We start from the raw sequence: 14,969 nt of genomic DNA, 5'->3' as shown, positions 1-14,969 counted from the left end.
GCCGCGGCGCTTCCCGTTAAGTTGCGCGCCGCTAGCTCACCCCGTCGATGAGACCTTCCCTGATGACAATTTCCAGCATGACGGGTTTTGCCCGTGTCGATGGCTCGAGCGATGGCTTGGCTTGGACATGGGAAGCGCGAAGCGTCAACGGCCGCGGTCTTGATGTTCGGCTCCGTCTGCCGCCGGGCTACGAGGCGCTCGAAGTCGCCGCGCGAGACGCCGTCTCAAAGCGGTTTGCACGCGGCAACATCGCCCTGTCGCTCGCTCTCGAACGGCAGCAAGGCAACGGCTCGGTGCGCTTGAACGAACTCGTGCTCGCGGACGTCGTGAAGGCTGCAGAACGGGTTTCGGCATTGTCCGGAGCGTCAAAGCCCGATGCGGCGCAGTTTCTCATGATCAAGGGCGTGCTCGAGACCGCGGATCAAACGGTCGAGGACAGCGAAGTGCGCGCGGCGCGTGAAGGCGCTCTGCTGCGGAGCCTCGAAGCGACGCTCGATAGCCTCGCCGAAGCGCGGCGGGCAGAGGGCACGCGTCTCGCCGAGATCGTTCGGGATCAGCTCGCGCAAATTGAACGCCTCGCAGGCGAGGTGCGGGCGTCGCCTTCACGGACGCCCGAAGCCATCGCCAACCGTCTCAAGGATGCGATTGCACGGCTCTTCGAAACGACGGCGGCGCTCGATCAAGACCGCCTTCATCAAGAAGCCATGCTGATGGCGACGCGCGCCGACGTCGAGGAAGAATTGCAAAGACTAGCCGCGCACGTCGCGGGAGCCCGCGACATCATCGGCGAGCCGGGTGCGGTCGGGCGAAAGCTCGATTTTCTGGCGCAGGAATTCAATCGCGAAGCCAATACGCTTTGCTCCAAGGCCAATGCGGTCGATATCACGCGGCTCGGGCTGCAGTTGAAGACGGTCATCGACCAGCTTCGCGAACAAGTGCAAAATGTCGAATAGTATGACCAAAGATACCGCGAACAATTCCAGCAAGGGCGCAACCAACGAGGGCATCGTCGAGCCGCACATTGCGCGCCGGGGATTGCTCTATATCGTCTCGTCGCCGTCGGGCGCGGGGAAGACGACGTTGGCTCGGCGCGTGCTCGCCGCCGACAACAACATCAAGATGTCGGTTTCCGTCACGACGCGGCCGCCTCGTCCGGGCGAACAGGATGGGGTCGACTATCACTTCGTCGATCACCGCGCCTTTGAAGGTATGAAGGAACGCGGCGAACTCCTCGAGTGGGCGCGCGTCTTTGACAACTACTACGGCACGCCGCGCGCTCCGGTCGAAGACGCCATTCGCGAGGGCAAGGACGTTCTGTTCGATATCGACTGGCAGGGTGCGCAACAGCTGTCGGAAAAAATGCCGGGCGATGTCGTCAGAGTGTTTGTTCTCCCGCCATCGGGTGACGTGCTCGAGAACCGGCTGAAATCGCGGGCGCAGGATCCGGCCGACGTCGTTGCGAAGCGTATGGCTGCGGCAGCGTCCGAGATCAGCCATTGGCCGGAATATGATTACGTGCTCGTCAACTCGCACATCGAGCAGAGCGCGGCCGCGGCGCTTGCCATTCTGCTGGCGGAGCGCCTGAAGCGCGGGCGGCTGCTCGGCCTTTCCGACTTTGTTCGCAAATTGCAGTCTGCGCTTTAGTCCTTGAGGGGCGTTTCGGCACCCGCGTCGAGAATGGCGGCGAGGCGGGCGAAATCCGAAACGGCGAGTTCCTCCGCACGCCGTTCGGGCGATAAGCCAGCCCGCTGCAGAAGCAGCTCCGGAAACGGCGTCAGTTGCTTCAGGCTCGAACGAAGCATCTTGCGGCGCTGACCAAAGGCTGCCGCCGTTACGCGCGCGAGCGTCTTTACCTCGCAGTGCGGCTCGGGATTGGCGCGCGGGCGAAACTCGACGATGGCTGAAGCAACTTTCGGCGGCGGCGTGAAGGCCTCCGGCGGCAGATTCATGACGATCTTGGCTTCCGTCCGCCATTGCGCGAGTACGGAAAGCCGGCCGTAGGCTTTCGATTTTGGCGCCGCAACGATGCGTTCGGCGACCTCGCGCTGGAACATCAGAACCATGCGATCGTACCACGGCGGCCAAGGTTCGGTTTCGAGCCAGTCGACGAGCAGCAGCGAGGCGATACCATAGGGAAGGTTCGCCGCGACCGTCACGGGACCCGCGCCTTCGAGCAGCTTCCGCCAATCGGCATTAAGGGCGTCGTCCGCGTGGACATCGAGGCGGCCGGGGAATCGCTCCGAAATTTCGGCGAGCGCTGGGAGGCAACGATCGTCCCGTTCGATGGCGACGACGCGCTTCGCGCCTTCGATCAAAAGTGCGCGCGTCAGGCCGCCGGGCCCGGGCCCAACTTCCACGACGGTGCGATCACTCAGATCGCCAGCGAGACGCGCGATCTTCCGCGTGAGATTGAGGTCGAGCAGAAAATTCTGTCCGAGCGATTTCTTGGCGCTGAGGCCATAGCGTTCGATGACATCGCGTAGAGGCGGCAGGCCGTCGGGGCTGGTGGAGGCTTTCATGATGCTGCCGCGCTAAGTCTGCGCGCGACCATCTCGCCTGCAAGTTTCAACGCGGCCTTGAGACTAGTGGCTGATGCAACTCCTTTACCAGCGATGGCGAAAGCCGTGCCGTGATCGGGAGATGTGCGAACGAACGGCAAGCCGATTGTTGCGTTGACCCCTTCGTCGAATGCGAGTGTCTTGATCGGGATCAATCCTTGATCGTGATACATGGCGAGTGCCGCATCATAGGTCTTGCGGGCTGCATCGTGAAACATCGTATCCGCGGCGTGGGGGCCTGTTACGTCAAGGCCCTCGGCCCTCAGGGCCTCGATCGCCGGGCGTATGATTTCGGCGTCTTCCGAACCGAGAGCACCGTCTTCGCCCGCGTGCGGGTTGAGTCCCGCAACCGCAATACGCGGGTTTTCGATGCCGAAGTCACGCCGCAGGGATGCTGCCATGATGCGCGCGGTTTTGATGATCTTATCGGCGGTCAGCAGTGCGGGCACGTCCTTTAGCGGGACGTGGATCGTCAGCGGCACAACGCGCAGCTTCGATGAGGCGAGCATCATCACCGGCTCAGATGGTTCGCCTGGCCAGAACTCGGCCGCCAGTGCGCCCAGATACTCGGTATGGCCGGGAAATTCGAAGCCCGCGCCGTAGAGCACAGATTTCGCGATCGGATTGGTGACGACGGCGGATGCGTGGCCTGCTGCTACGTCGGCCACGGCGCTCCGGATAGCGCTTATTGTTGCGGGCCCATTGCGGACGGACGGACTGCCAGGCTTGGCAGGTTCTGCGAGCGGAATGGACAAGACCGGGAGCGAATCGCGGAAGACGTCTGCCGCGGCTGATATATCCGTCACGGGAACGATGACTTTGTCATCGATGCCAGCCGCACGAGCGGCCGCACGCATCAACTCGATGTCGGCGTAGAGAACGAACGCCGGCAGTCGATCGGTGAAACGGTCTTTCCAAGCCTGAAGCGAGAGCTCGGGGCCGATCCCCGCAGCGTCACCCATCGTGAGTGCCAGGGGCCGGCGCCGCTCCTTATCGGGAGCCGACATTTATCCGGTACTCGATGTGGGCGTCCTCGCGGAGGTCTTTGATGTAGCGCTTGGCCATCAGTTCGAACTCCTTCTGCTTGAGTTCGCCCTCGGCTTGGTTGCGCTTCTCGTCGACGGCCTTCACGACATTGCGTCCACAAACGACCCAGAGTTCGATCGCCCCGTCATTCACAGTCGGCGGAAGCATCTCGCCGTCGCTCGCGTTGACGAGAAGGGTCCGGGTCGGCTCTGAGATTGTCGAGGGGCGCCGTTTGCCGAGATCTTCGAAGCTAGCGCCCGGAACGCCGGTGGCTGCTGCGGCCGTTGTTTGGCAGCCTGCGAACTTTGACTTGATCTTATCGGCTTCCTGGATGCGCGCGGCCACGCCATTTTCCTCGATCTTCACCGGCATCGATATCCGAACGCGCTGCACCTGCAATTCGACATCGTCGTTGCCGGCCACGGTGGACGCCGCGACGAGCTTATCGACGTCCTTGTTCGTAACGTTGATCAGGGGGCCGAACCGGCGACGCACGACCTCGTTCCAGGAGAGCGTGGCTTTGATGCGCGCTTTGATCGGCTCGAGACTGCCGCCGATCTGCTTCGTGAATTGCTCGACCGTCATTTTGTTGCGTTCGGCGATGCCGCTGACGATACCGTCGATCTGGGCATCTTCAATCGTGACGCTTTGCTTTTTGGCTTCCTGCATCTTGAGCCGGTCGTCGATCAGTTCCTCGACTGCCTGCTTTTTCATGGCGGGAAGCGCGGAGTTTCTGGCGCTTTCAAATGCCTGCTTCTGCAGGCTCATGCCGAACTCTTTTTTGCGGCGCTCGAAAATTGCGATGATCTCGTCGCGCGATTTTCCTTCGTTGGCTTTTACGGTTTCCTGCAGGAGCGCCTTGAGCCGTTCCGAGGTCTTCGGATTTTTGATGATGGATTCGAAGTTGGCTTTCGCCTGCTGTTGAATGTTGGTGCCGCTGAGCATCATCGCGCGCTGGTCGATCTCGAAGCCGGTGATCGGCTCGTCATTGACCAGTACTGCTATCGCGCGCTGGTCTTTGGTCGGGGCCAAAGTGTCCCGGTCTGCCGGTTCAGCGGCAGCGGGTGTCTGAGATTTCTTCTTCTTTTGGTTTTTGCCCTGGGCATCGGTGGATGAGCCGGGGGTTTCACCGACGGCGGGCTTCGGCAGAGACGATGTGCCATCGCCCGTCACGGCGACGGTCCCTCCCTGAGCGGCAACGGCGAACGACATCGCCACGCTCGCGAGGCTCGCGAGTGCGCATCGCACCGCAAGGGATGAAAAGTTAGCGGTGCTGGTGCGTGGCAAGGGCATGCTTAAACGACATCCATAAGTCCGAATCGGCGTGGCCGTCAGGATACCGCGGCCGCGGCCGGTGATTGGGGCTTATCCACATCAAGAGTGGCCAAAATCCGGTTCCCCTTGGCTCAAGGGTGTGGGCGCCGCCAGCGGAATTAGTTCGTACGCTGGTCGCCACCCATATTGAAGTCCAGATTGCCCGTCGTCGCCGCAAAATCTCCGAGGTGCTTGAATTCGAACCGCAACATAACGGTCTGGTCCGGTTCGATTGAGAGATCGGAGTAGTTGGACTGAATATACGAGGCCGTCAGCACGAAGCATTCATCGGCGTATTTGAGATTAACGCTATCATAGCGGAAATTGCCGCTCTCGAGGTCATAGCGTGTCGACCCGCCGACGCTCCAACGGTTGGTCAGCTGGAGCGTCGCTGAGCCCAGGACTTCCTCCAGGCGCGTCAGGGTGGCAATCTTGTCGGGATTGTCCGGGTCTGTAAACAGGGCATCGGCGTCATACGAATAGCCTGCCTGCACCGACAGCGGGCCATACTTGGCCACCGCGGCAAGATCCTCGCGTTTCAAAGCGAGCGTGGATTCGTTGAACCGGCTCTGCGAAATGATCCGGAAATCGGCGATTGGGGCGAAATAGGCGCCGAGGACGTAGTCGGATTTTTGGGTCTCAAGGCCGTTAAGGGGATTAAAGACGAAGTTGCCCTCGCCGGTCCGGCCCGGCAATAGGTAGGCGTTGTCTCCCGACAGCTGATAACTCTGGCCAGCCAGGAAGCGTGCGTAACCACCGTCGTTGGCCTGGAAAGTGTACTGCAAGCCGGCGTTGACGCGCGTGCCTGTTTCGATGCGGTCGTAGCCCGAAAACTTCGTCGTCGCGAACAGGTTGGTGTCGTCGAAGACGAGGCTCTGGGCGTCTTCGTTGGGCAACCGGCGTTGCGGCAGGCTTTCCTGGTGCGTAACGATCTGGCCAATCGGTTCGACGATGTGCGTTCCGACGGACGAATTCGCAACCCAGGGATAGGAGACGAGTACGCCGCCATCGACGATGCCGCGCGTCACGGTTTCGTTCCCGATTATTCGGGTCGTAGTGGGGTCCACCGCAGGCCCGGTCGCGGGCTCCGGCTGTATTAGTGTTACGCTCGTGGGATCGACGACGTTATCATATTGGTAAACATCGCCGCGAATATCTGCGAATGGCGTGTAGCTGATGCCGATGGCGTCAGTGAAACGGCGACGCCAATTCAGCTCGGTGATGATGCGGTTGATGTTCTGGTCCTGTTGGCGACCGGTCAAAGGATCGACAACGGTGCCGTCCGTACGCGTGAAGCTTAGGACATTCGTGTTCCACTTGAGCTCGCCACCGAGTACGGGGTCGGCGAACACATAATTGTAGTTGATGATCGGGTGCGTGTAGCTTTCGGTTTCCGGCGTGTCGTTGGTCAACAGGCCGCCGAACTGATAGAGCGTGGCGTTGAAGTAGTTCCGATCGGACTGTCCGGTCAGGTAAACCTGATTGACGCGATCGGTCACGAGAACGCTGTCGAGTTTATAGAAGCGCCGGAACTGATCGTCGCTTTCGACGATCGCATCCCAGCCGAATTTCCACCAGCTCGACAATGAGAACAAACCGTGGGTCTCGACGCTGCCACGGAAGCCGTCGAGTTTCGCGTTATTGTTGGCGTTCGCGCCGCCCGGAAGGTTAGCCGCATCCTGGTCGATGCCCGCGAGTTTCACGGTGTATTCGCCATTCGCAAGGCGGTGCCGCCACTCACCCTTCATGAACAGGCCCTGCTCGCTCATGTAGAGCGGTTCGAGCGTCACGTCGTAGTTCGGCGCCAGATTGAAGAAATACGGGATGCCGGTGATGTAGCCGAGCGTCGACGAGTGGCCGTAGTCAGGCGTCAAGAAGCCGGTCTTCCGCTTCACGGACGGGTCCGGGCTCTGGAAGTACGGAAGGTACAAGATCGGCTGACCGTAGATCTGGAAGTAGGCGTCCTGATAGGTCAGGGTCGCAGCTTCCTGATCGTGGATGATGCGGGCCGCGCTGATGCACCAGAGGGGCGGCGTGTTGCCATCGCTTTGGCACGGCGTGAACTTGCCGTTTTCGAACTCGGTTATGTTGCCCTCGCGCCGAGTCGCGCGGTCGGCGGAGATATGGGACTTATCGGCCGAGACGATGGACAGCGCCGACACGAAGCCGTCGCGGAAGTCGTCGGTCAGCGTATAGCGATCGGCGTGGACGATGTTGCCTTGCGGCTCTTTCAGCGTGACGTTGCCGACGGCCGTCAGCGTTCCACCGCTCTGATCGTAGACGACTTCGTCGGCGGTCAGGATGTAGTTGTTGTAGAAAATTTCGACGTTGCCGCGTGAAATGACGCGATCACCCGATTTGTCGTAGATCAGCTGGTCGCCCTGCAGACGCATGGGCTGGGCGCGATCGATATTCGTGCTGACCTTGCCGAAGATGGCGCTCGGCGAATTCGCGGCTCCGAACGACGACTGGGTCTTTTTCGAATTGTTCAGGTCGGAAACCTGCGCGTGGGCGAGGCTCGAGATGGTCGCGACGCAGCCGATGAGCACAAGGCGCAGAAGCGCACGAGCGGCCCCGCGCCCCTTAAGGCGACGAGAACCCTCGCGAAACGGCCCGCAACCCTCTTGCGGTGTCCGCGCTTCACGCATCACTCAGCCGTCCTCCTGGTGCAACAGCACCGTGGTTGCAATGACCAAAACAAGTGCGACAGGCAACCATGCTGCCGCCCACGCTGGTGCCAGACCTGCGATGCCAATTTGTCTCGCGATTTCCGAGAACAAGAAGAACCCAACCCCGCCGATCATCCCTGTCGTAACCATAGTCTGGATGCCACCTGAGCGGAATGACCGCAATGACACAGTTGCCGCCAAAAGGACCATTGCGACGCAGAGCAGGGGACGAACCAGAAGGGATTCGTACTGGACCCTAAGGCGTTCGGTCGAAAGTTTCGCTTTTTCCGCGGCTTCTATGAGTTCCGGGAGGTCCCAGAAAGATACGGAAAAGACCGTCCCCAGCGCCTCCTGGACCCGGTCCGGCGTCAGGTATGTGGATACAAGGTAGGAACTGAATTTTTCGGGCTGCTGGCCGAGGCGCGAAACCCAGGCGTCGGTCAGCCGCCAATAGCCGTCTTTGAGCTCTGCCTGGCTGGCGTCCACGCGTTCGGCGAAATGCCCGTCACGGTCATAAGCGAAAATCATGACGCCGTTCAGCGTCAGGCCCCGGTTCGTCGCGGCCGCGGCGCCTAAGACCGATTCTCCATCGACGCCGTTCTGCGTGATCCAGGAGCCGCCGCCCTGGGCGCGAAGCAGGTTGGTGTCGTTGCCGAAAGCCTTGGCGAACACCTGCTCCGATTTGGCCCGGCCGCGAGCAGCAAGCGGGTTGTATACGGTCACCGCGCTGATGCCGACGAGAAGCCCGACCAAGATGCCTGGGGCCAGGAATTGCCAGACCGACATGCCGCCGGCTCGCATGACGGCAAGTTCGCTCTTCCGGTTCAGATAGAGAAGGGCGCTGATCGTGCCAACGAGGACTGCGAACCCGATCAGGAATTCGACGTAGGCACCGAGGCGAAGAAGGGCGATGCCGACCAGCGTTGTCACTGGGACACTGCCGAACTTGCTCGACTGTCGCAGCAACTCGACGAAATCGATCATGAAGATCAGCAGCGCGCAAACGGCCAGCGTGGAGGCAATCGCGACGAAGAACAGCTTCGCTATGTAGCGCGTCAGAGTGAAGGAGCGGATCATGTGGCTATCTTCCGGCGCGGCATGACGAGGCGAATGATGACGTCAGCCATTCCCGACATCGCATCGATGAGGCGTCCGAAGATCGAGATCCCCGACCTCTGGCGGTCGGACCGTTTGATTATGATCAACGACAGAACGATGGCCGTGGTGGGAACAGCATAAAGTGCGATGAGCATCGAGGCATCCCGCGTCACCGCGCTGTTCAACGCCAACCCGGCCATACGGCAGGTGGCGGCGAAAAGGAACGTCAGCACGAGGCTTTGCATGCGGCTCGAGCGGGTTGATCTCGCTTGGCCCACGAAGGCGACGATAAGGAATACAAAGGCTATCGGATAGAGGGGACCGACCAACCTTTCGTGTATTTCGGCGCGGAATTGGCCGGGCGAGCTTTTGAAGAGCCTGCTGTCGGGGCTTGGATGCGTGAGTTCGCTCCAATAGCGCTCGCGGGGCTTTCGCTCGCCCGATGCGTCATCCTGAGGTTCGAACCGGTCGAGGTCTACGACGTATTTGTCGAAGGCAACGATCTGCGGCGGCGCGTCGGCCTCCGTACGGCGGATGATATGGCCCGTCGACATCACGAGATAGGCGGTGCCGTCCTGCTTTACGATCGTGCCGTGCTCGGCGAGATAGCTCTGGGTCTGCGCCTTGTCCCGGGTGTCGTGCATGACGAGGCCGAGAAGCTCGCCGTCGGCCGAGCGGTCGCGAATATGAAACATCAGGTCGGGTTCGGGACTTGAAAAGCGGCCGGGCTGGATGACCTGGGTCAAGAGATCGCTTCGGACCTGCACGAGATAATCGCTCAGCAACCGCATGCTCCACGGCTGGGCGATGTGACCGACGAACGCCAGAAAGCAGCTGACAAGCAAAGCCAGGAGGATGAGCGGCCTCGCAACCGTCCAAACCTTGGAGCCCGCCGCCGAAAGGACGATGAGTTCGCTGTCGGTATTCAGGCGATTAAGGGTGTGGAGGGCTGCGATCAAAAACGAAAACGGGGCGATGATCGCCATAAGATTCGGGACGGCGAGGGATGTCATTTTGACGAGCATCCAGGTGTCCTGACCCTGGCTGGTCACGACGTTGAACTGGCGCAAGGCCAGAGCAATCCAGACGATGCCCGTCAACGACGCCAGGATGAGCAGGAACGAGCCCACGGCCTGCCGGAAGACATATCTCGAGAAAATTCGCATGCGTTAGCCGCTCTCCCCCCTCCGGCCACGTTGGCCGAAGCACTTTCCTCATCACCGGCTCCTGTGAGGACATGTCCGGCTCCCATAGCACAGTGGCGGAATTTCGGCTTTCCGCCGTTCTCCAGCCGTCTGGCGGATGCCCAAAAACGCTCTTTGGGCACAAACGGTTAGATCGCGAAAGAGCTTTAGATGGAAGAGTGATTGCAATGGCTCCCTTGCCACGCCTTCGCGAACGACTAAGTTGTGCCGTCTATCCACCGGTTCTTGTCCATTCCGCCGCCATCGTGCACAGGGTGCCGGAAAGCCAGCGGATCGGCGTCCGCGTCCCAGCATCCTAACCCACCCTTGGCCCTTTCGCGCCTCGATCCTCTTTAACTTGGAGTCGTTTTGAAAATGTCCGATCGCCTCGAAATCGCTTTCGCGCCGCTCAACGCCGAGCTTGAATCCGTCACTGTCGTATTCGCGGGCGACGGCTTGGTTCTCGGAAGCAAGGCTCGGGAACTCGAAACGAAGTCGGCCAGCGCGCTCAGCAAAGCTGCAGCTGCCGCCGATTTCAAAGGCAAATACAAGTCATCGATCGAGATCCTTGCCCCCGCCAAGATCGGAATCGATCGCTTGATCGTCAGCGGTCTCGGTAAGACGTCGACGCTGACCGATCTCCAGCTCGTCGATCTCGGCGGCGCGATCTTGGCGGCCATTCAAAATCGCAAGACGACGACGGCGAGCGTGATCGTCGATGTGGAGGGCGCGGGCGATATCTCGGCGGATGAGGCGGCCGCATTGATTGCCCAGGGCGCGGTGCTCCGCCACTACAACTTCAAAAAATACCTGACGAAGAAATCCGGAGAAGACGGAGCCGAGAAAGACGGCCTGAAAAAGCTCGTCATCCAGGTGGCGCATCCTGACAAAGCCAAGGCAGCATTCCATCCGCTGAAGGCTGTTGCCAATGGCGTCAACGTGGCGCGCGATCTCGTCAACGAGCCGGCAAATATTCTCGGTCCCGTTGAACTCGCGGAGAAGTCGAAAGCGCTCGAAAAGCTCGGCGTCAGCGTCGAAATCCTCGATGTCAAGGACATGGAAAAGCTCGGGATGGGCTCGCTTCTTTGCGTGGGTCAGGGAAGCGTCAGGCCGTCGCGCCTTGCGGTCATGGTTTGGAACGGCGCCAAGGGTAACAAGAAGCAAAAGCCGATTTGCTTCGTCGGCAAAGGCGTCGTCTTCGACACCGGCGGCATCTCGATCAAGCCCGCGGCCGGCATGGAAGACATGAAGGGCGACATGGGCGGTGCGGCTGCCGTGATCGGAACGATGCACGCGCTCGCGGAGCGTAAGGCAAACATCAACGCCGTGGGTCTGATCGGCTGTGTCGAAAACATGCCGTCGGGCAACGCCGTTCGTCCGGGTGACATCGTGAAGTCGATGTCGGGTCAGACGATCGAAGTCATCAACACGGACGCAGAAGGCCGTCTCGTGCTCGCCGACGTGCTCTGGTACGCGCAGGAGAACTTCAAGCCGAAGGTCGTCATCGATCTCGCGACGCTGACCGGCGCCATCATGGTGGCTCTCGGAAAAGAGTACGCCGGCCTGTTCTCCAACGACGACAAGCTCGCCGATGAGTTGCTCGCGGCGTCGAAGGCCACAGGAGAGAAAGTCTGGCGCATGCCGCTCGACAAGGCTTTCGACAAGATGATGGATTCCAAGAACGCCGACATGAAGAACGCCGGCGGCCGTTGGGCAGGCGCTGCAACCGCTGCAGCCTTCCTGCAGCGCTTCGTTCAAAAGGACACGCCCTGGAGCCACATCGATCTCGCCGGCACGGCTATGGACGGTAGCCGCAACGATATCAACCAGAGCTGGGGTGCCGGCTGGGGCGTGAGACTGCTCAACGCATTCGCGGAGCAGCATGAGAAGGCCGACAAGTAACAGATCGGTCCAAAGATCTGAAAATTAACAATGGGTGGATCTGCGTATCATTATGATACACAAGCCGGTCCACCCATTTGTTTCCATAATATCTATTATGCGAATTGCAGGACGGGGCGGTTAAGCCAGCGCAAATCTGTCCGGGTTCTGCTGGATGAAGTTCGGCATCTCGCCGATTCCGACAATCTCGGTATCGCCCGCGAGATTCTTCTCATACTCGGTCGAGCTTTCGAAGCTCGCCAACATTTTATGCTCGGTGTGCGAGTATGCGGAGACCTTCCGTCGCCACGTTTCCCAATCGCCCAGGCTCGTGATGTGCCAGCCCGCCTCTGGAATGACCCGCACAGGCCCGGTGATACCGGTGTTCATCCAATTCCAGGCTCTGGCGTGAAGGCGCCCAAGCAGCGTCCCTTGAAGGCTCCTTGACGCCGATATCTTCGTCAGCCGAAGACGCTGGGCTCCCGGGAACTGACCGTACTCGATGAGACGCGGCCCTTTATCCCAAGACAGGCTCCTCACCCGCCGGTTTGCGCAGCCGCGATATATCGGCATTTCGAAGATCGTCAGTTCACCGGGCCTGCGTTCGGCAAGGCCGCGTTTCAGCGCTGAAGCGCTGATGATCTCATCGACGTCCGACACGATGATCAAATCGGTCTTTCGCGCTGTGACCAATCCCTTGCCGATTTGATTACGCTGATAGTGCTCGCGCGCCCAATTGGCATCGAGGGGTTTGGTATCGAGAGCATATCCAGCGATGGTCGGAGGAAAGTCCACGACGACATGGATGATCTTGCCGGCGAAACGCGAAAAGCGATCCGCATTCTCGGCGTAATAGAGCGGCTTCGGGTGGCCCTGAAAGGTCTGGTGCGCTTCAACGAGCACGAAATGGTCGACGAGCGCGTCAAGCTCGTGCAGCCGCACTTCGAGCAAATCGAGTTCGTTGAAGAAACTGAAGCAATCGAAGAGCATCGCAATGCTCCGTCAGCTCGGATGCGATATTCCGGTGATTGAGTAATTTCGAGATTTTTCGGTCACGTCGGAGCGGATAATAGGCCCGCTGCGAACTGCTACCACTGCTGGGGTGCCTTTTCCCGTGTAAATGACGGCACCAGAGAATTTTCTTGGTCTATGCTGACGAAAATACGTCGCCTACGTTGCAAGCGTTCATCCAGCGGATGATCGGCGGTGCCCGTTACGGCTCGCGGCGTTCGAGTGTTCTGATGCCTTCCGCGATCAACACGGCATAGAGCGCCAGGACAAAGCCCGACAGCATGTTGACGGAGACTACAGCTCCGATCGCCTGGGCCAGGGTCGGATCAAAAACCCAAGACAGCATGCGGACGACAATCTCGTCGAAGCTCTGTTTCAGCAGAAAGAGAAACTCGCTCGCCTGCTCCATCGTCGGCTTCGTGGGAAGATCGAACGCGGCGCGCTTCGCAAGCTCTGTGATGCCGGGGGCGGGCAGCAATGTCAGCCCCGCCGAGAACAGCAATCCCAGGGGTGCCGCGAGCCGGAAATAACCCCAACGCATCGGGCGGGCCTTCAGCCGGTCCATGAGAAACCTGACGGCCTGCACGCCGAGAAAGAGGGAAACTGCGAAAATCACGGCGACGAGCTTCAGCCGCTCCTGGTCGGTGCCGAGAAATGTCAGGAGCCCCACGACGCCCGCGAGGATGGCCTTCGTTATCGCCTCCAGCGCCCCGACCGCAACGATGACGATCATAGACCGCCCTGGCGGACGATCGAAATAAAACGGGAATTCGTATTTGAGGCGGGCGATCTCGAGTGCTGCGCCAACGGCGAGCGCCAACAGCGCCGTGCCGGCGGCAAATATCAGCGGCGCCGTAAAACCCGTCCAGGCGACGGCGAGAATTGCCGCCAGCTCCAGCGCCATCATGAGACCGTTGAATAGAATGTGCATCGATACCCCGCTCCGCCTTCGAGACTAGCAGAGCCGCAGGGCTCGGCAATGGCGGCGCAACCGGGTAGCGTTTTAACCGTCAGCTCGTCGTTTCATCGATTTTGCAAGTTGCATCGCCAGCGCGCTCAAAGTTCGCCTCCAACGGAAAAGACCGCCTGAAGAGCATGAGTTCGGGGCCGGTGTCGCCGAGGAGATGGAGCTGGATGGTTTTGGTTTCCGGATCGGCCGCGTACCAAGCTTCGACCGTATAGGGGGCAGCGCCCTTCGCCAGCTCGAGCTTGCCCTTGAATGCGGCGTCGCCCTGTTTGGCGTCGGCTGTGAGATGGACGGCGACTGCGCCGCATGACTTGTCGTCTTTGATCTTGATCCCGCACCAGCCTTCTTTGCAGGCGACGATATCGTAGGTGAGACCGCAACCGTCGTCACCGCAGTCTACGGCGTCCTTGCTTCGGCCGTAGCCGTAATAGCGGCCGACCCATCTTCCCTCGAGCGAGACCGTTGCGATTTCGCCGGCCTTTGTGGCAACTGCATCGTCCGCCGCCGCAGAGCCGCCAAATCCTATGGCCATGATGCTCATCACGATGACCGATATGGCGACGATACATCCTGCTGCAGTTCGGGCGACACCGCCCGGGCCTTCGCGCCTCGGCGTACCGTCGAGGTTGGTTCTGCGCATCGCAATTCTTTCGATCATCGGCTTCCTCGTTATTCCTGTTGGGGCGGTCGCAATCGGATCAGGTACCGGCCTCATCGCGTTGCCCTATGAAATGTTCGAACTCGCCGGTCGTGCGCCGATCTTATTTCCGGCGCACATGCTGTCGTCGGCAATGGCGTTACTGCTTGCTCCGATCGTCATAGCCGTCAGACATCGCGCTGAGCTTGAGCTTCACAGAGCGCTTGGCCGGCTGTTGGGCGTATTTGTGGTGATTGGGGGGCTGACGTCGTTACCTGTCGCCATCATGAGCCATTCACCGGTTTTGGCCCGCGCCGGGTTCTTCGTCCAGGGACTTGTGTGGCTCTATCTTTTCGGGGCGGCCTATCTTGCGATCCGCCGACGGAATATCTCGCGCCACGCGGATCTGATGATGGCGATGGTTGCTGTGACGACCGGCGCGGTCTGGTTCCGCGTCATCACCGGCACTGCGATCATTCTCGACCTGCCGTTCGAGCCGGTCTATGCGCTTGCGGCGTGGATCGGCTGGATGGTTCCGCTATCCATTGTCATATCCAGGCCGCGTATGGTTTCAGGCGTCCTGAGCCGGGCGAGATAGCCGCAGGACCGGCCCTCGTCGATTTC

At 60.3% G+C, this 14,969-nt stretch carries 13 protein-coding genes; 4 read left to right on the top strand and 9 right to left on the bottom strand.

Features of this window, described 5'->3' with window-relative positions; translation table 11 throughout:
- The first annotated feature begins 62 nt into the window (after positions 1-62).
- Positions 63-953 carry a YicC/YloC family endoribonuclease gene (locus tag G359_RS11265; protein ID WP_045837912.1) on the top strand — a complete coding sequence of 297 codons (891 nt, stop codon included), beginning with the start codon at positions 63-65 and terminating at the stop codon, positions 951-953.
- Positions 943-1,644, top strand: a complete 702-nt coding sequence (gmk, locus tag G359_RS11260) for a guanylate kinase (protein ID WP_371199050.1) — start codon at positions 943-945, stop codon at positions 1,642-1,644. Before G359_RS11265 ends, gmk begins: the two co-directional genes overlap by 11 nt.
- On the opposite strand, the gene rsmA is transcribed toward gmk, so the two are convergent.
- The 6 genes from rsmA to lptF all read right to left on the bottom strand — a co-directional run bounded on the left by rsmA (position 1,641) and on the right by lptF (position 9,831).
- Positions 1,641-2,519: a 16S rRNA (adenine(1518)-N(6)/adenine(1519)-N(6))-dimethyltransferase RsmA gene (gene rsmA / locus G359_RS11255; RefSeq protein ID WP_045836211.1), complete on the bottom strand. Its 879-nt coding sequence runs from the start codon at positions 2,517-2,519 to the stop codon at positions 1,641-1,643. The genes gmk and rsmA overlap by 4 nt on opposite strands.
- A complete protein-coding gene (gene pdxA, locus G359_RS11250; RefSeq protein WP_045836210.1) occupies positions 2,516-3,565 on the bottom strand; it encodes a 4-hydroxythreonine-4-phosphate dehydrogenase PdxA in 1,050 nt (349 codons plus the stop codon). Before pdxA ends, rsmA begins: the two co-directional genes overlap by 4 nt.
- Positions 3,549-4,796, bottom strand: coding sequence for a peptidylprolyl isomerase family protein (locus tag G359_RS11245; protein WP_245279995.1), 1,248 nt, complete (start codon positions 4,794-4,796; stop codon positions 3,549-3,551). Before G359_RS11245 ends, pdxA begins: the two co-directional genes overlap by 17 nt.
- A gap of 221 nt (positions 4,797-5,017) precedes the next feature.
- Positions 5,018-7,546, bottom strand: a complete 2,529-nt coding sequence (locus G359_RS11240; protein WP_045837910.1) for an LPS-assembly protein LptD — start codon at positions 7,544-7,546, stop codon at positions 5,018-5,020.
- 3 nt (positions 7,547-7,549) lie between these two features.
- Positions 7,550-8,644 carry an LPS export ABC transporter permease LptG gene (lptG, locus tag G359_RS11235; RefSeq protein WP_045836208.1) on the bottom strand — a complete coding sequence of 365 codons (1,095 nt, stop codon included), beginning with the start codon at positions 8,642-8,644 and terminating at the stop codon, positions 7,550-7,552.
- On the bottom strand, positions 8,641-9,831 hold the full coding sequence (gene lptF, locus G359_RS11230; protein WP_045836207.1) for an LPS export ABC transporter permease LptF: 1,191 nt from the start codon (positions 9,829-9,831) through the stop codon (positions 8,641-8,643). Before lptF ends, lptG begins: the two co-directional genes overlap by 4 nt.
- Positions 9,832-10,224: 393 nt before the next feature.
- On the opposite strand from lptF, the gene G359_RS11225 reads away from it, so the two are divergent.
- Entirely contained in the window at positions 10,225-11,751 is a 1,527-nt protein-coding gene (locus G359_RS11225) for a leucyl aminopeptidase (protein WP_045836206.1), read from the top strand.
- 120 nt (positions 11,752-11,871) lie between these two features.
- Here the strand turns inward: G359_RS11225 and G359_RS11220 are convergent, their stop codons facing one another.
- The 3 genes from G359_RS11220 to G359_RS11210 form a co-directional block, all read right to left on the bottom strand.
- Positions 11,872-12,720 (bottom strand): glycosyltransferase family 17 protein, encoded by an 849-nt coding sequence (locus G359_RS11220; protein ID WP_052699322.1) that lies wholly within the window; start codon positions 12,718-12,720, stop codon positions 11,872-11,874.
- 223 nt (positions 12,721-12,943) lie between these two features.
- Positions 12,944-13,672, bottom strand: coding sequence for a hypothetical protein (locus G359_RS11215; protein WP_045836205.1), 729 nt, complete (start codon positions 13,670-13,672; stop codon positions 12,944-12,946).
- Between the two features lie 79 nt (positions 13,673-13,751).
- On the bottom strand, positions 13,752-14,240 hold the full coding sequence (locus G359_RS11210) for a hypothetical protein (protein WP_245279994.1): 489 nt from the start codon (positions 14,238-14,240) through the stop codon (positions 13,752-13,754).
- Here G359_RS11210 and G359_RS11205 point away from each other — a divergent pair.
- The gene (locus G359_RS11205; RefSeq protein WP_245279993.1) at positions 14,239-14,943 is read left to right on the top strand and encodes a DUF2306 domain-containing protein; all 705 of its coding nucleotides are present in this window, start codon (positions 14,239-14,241) and stop codon (positions 14,941-14,943) included. The two genes, G359_RS11210 and G359_RS11205, sit on opposite strands and share 2 nt — an antisense overlap.
- Positions 14,944-14,969 lie beyond the last annotated feature (26 nt).

Origin of the sequence: Hyphomicrobium sp. 99 (assembly GCF_000384335.2) — a bacterium.
GTDB lineage: Bacteria > Pseudomonadota > Alphaproteobacteria > Rhizobiales > Hyphomicrobiaceae > Hyphomicrobium_B.
The sequence above is the reverse complement of the archived record's forward strand: the minus strand, read 5'-3'. Positions and strand labels throughout refer to the sequence as shown.

What these genes read in the sequence shown, in the direction of transcription:
- G359_RS11265 (WP_045837912.1), top strand. Translation starts at nt 63, where the DNA reads ATGACAATTTCCAGCATGACGGGTTTTGCCCGTGTCGATGGCTCGAGC.
- gmk (WP_371199050.1), top strand. Translation starts at nt 943, where the DNA reads ATGTCGAATAGTATGACCAAAGATACCGCGAACAATTCCAGCAAGGGC.
- rsmA (WP_045836211.1), bottom strand. Translation starts at nt 2,519, where the DNA reads ATGAAAGCCTCCACCAGCCCCGACGGCCTGCCGCCTCTACGCGATGTC.
- pdxA (WP_045836210.1), bottom strand. Translation starts at nt 3,565, where the DNA reads ATGTCGGCTCCCGATAAGGAGCGGCGCCGGCCCCTGGCACTCACGATG.
- G359_RS11245 (WP_245279995.1), bottom strand. Translation starts at nt 4,796, where the DNA reads ATGTCGTTCGCCGTTGCCGCTCAGGGAGGGACCGTCGCCGTGACGGGC.
- G359_RS11240 (WP_045837910.1), bottom strand. Translation starts at nt 7,546, where the DNA reads ATGCGTGAAGCGCGGACACCGCAAGAGGGTTGCGGGCCGTTTCGCGAG.
- lptG (WP_045836208.1), bottom strand. Translation starts at nt 8,644, where the DNA reads ATGATCCGCTCCTTCACTCTGACGCGCTACATAGCGAAGCTGTTCTTC.
- lptF (WP_045836207.1), bottom strand. Translation starts at nt 9,831, where the DNA reads ATGCGAATTTTCTCGAGATATGTCTTCCGGCAGGCCGTGGGCTCGTTC.
- G359_RS11225 (WP_045836206.1), top strand. Translation starts at nt 10,225, where the DNA reads ATGTCCGATCGCCTCGAAATCGCTTTCGCGCCGCTCAACGCCGAGCTT.
- G359_RS11220 (WP_052699322.1), bottom strand. Translation starts at nt 12,720, where the DNA reads ATGCTCTTCGATTGCTTCAGTTTCTTCAACGAACTCGATTTGCTCGAA.
- G359_RS11215 (WP_045836205.1), bottom strand. Translation starts at nt 13,672, where the DNA reads ATGCACATTCTATTCAACGGTCTCATGATGGCGCTGGAGCTGGCGGCA.
- G359_RS11205 (WP_245279993.1), top strand. Translation starts at nt 14,239, where the DNA reads ATGATGCTCATCACGATGACCGATATGGCGACGATACATCCTGCTGCA.
- G359_RS11210 (WP_245279994.1), bottom strand. Translation starts at nt 14,240, where the DNA reads ATGGCCATAGGATTTGGCGGCTCTGCGGCGGCGGACGATGCAGTTGCC.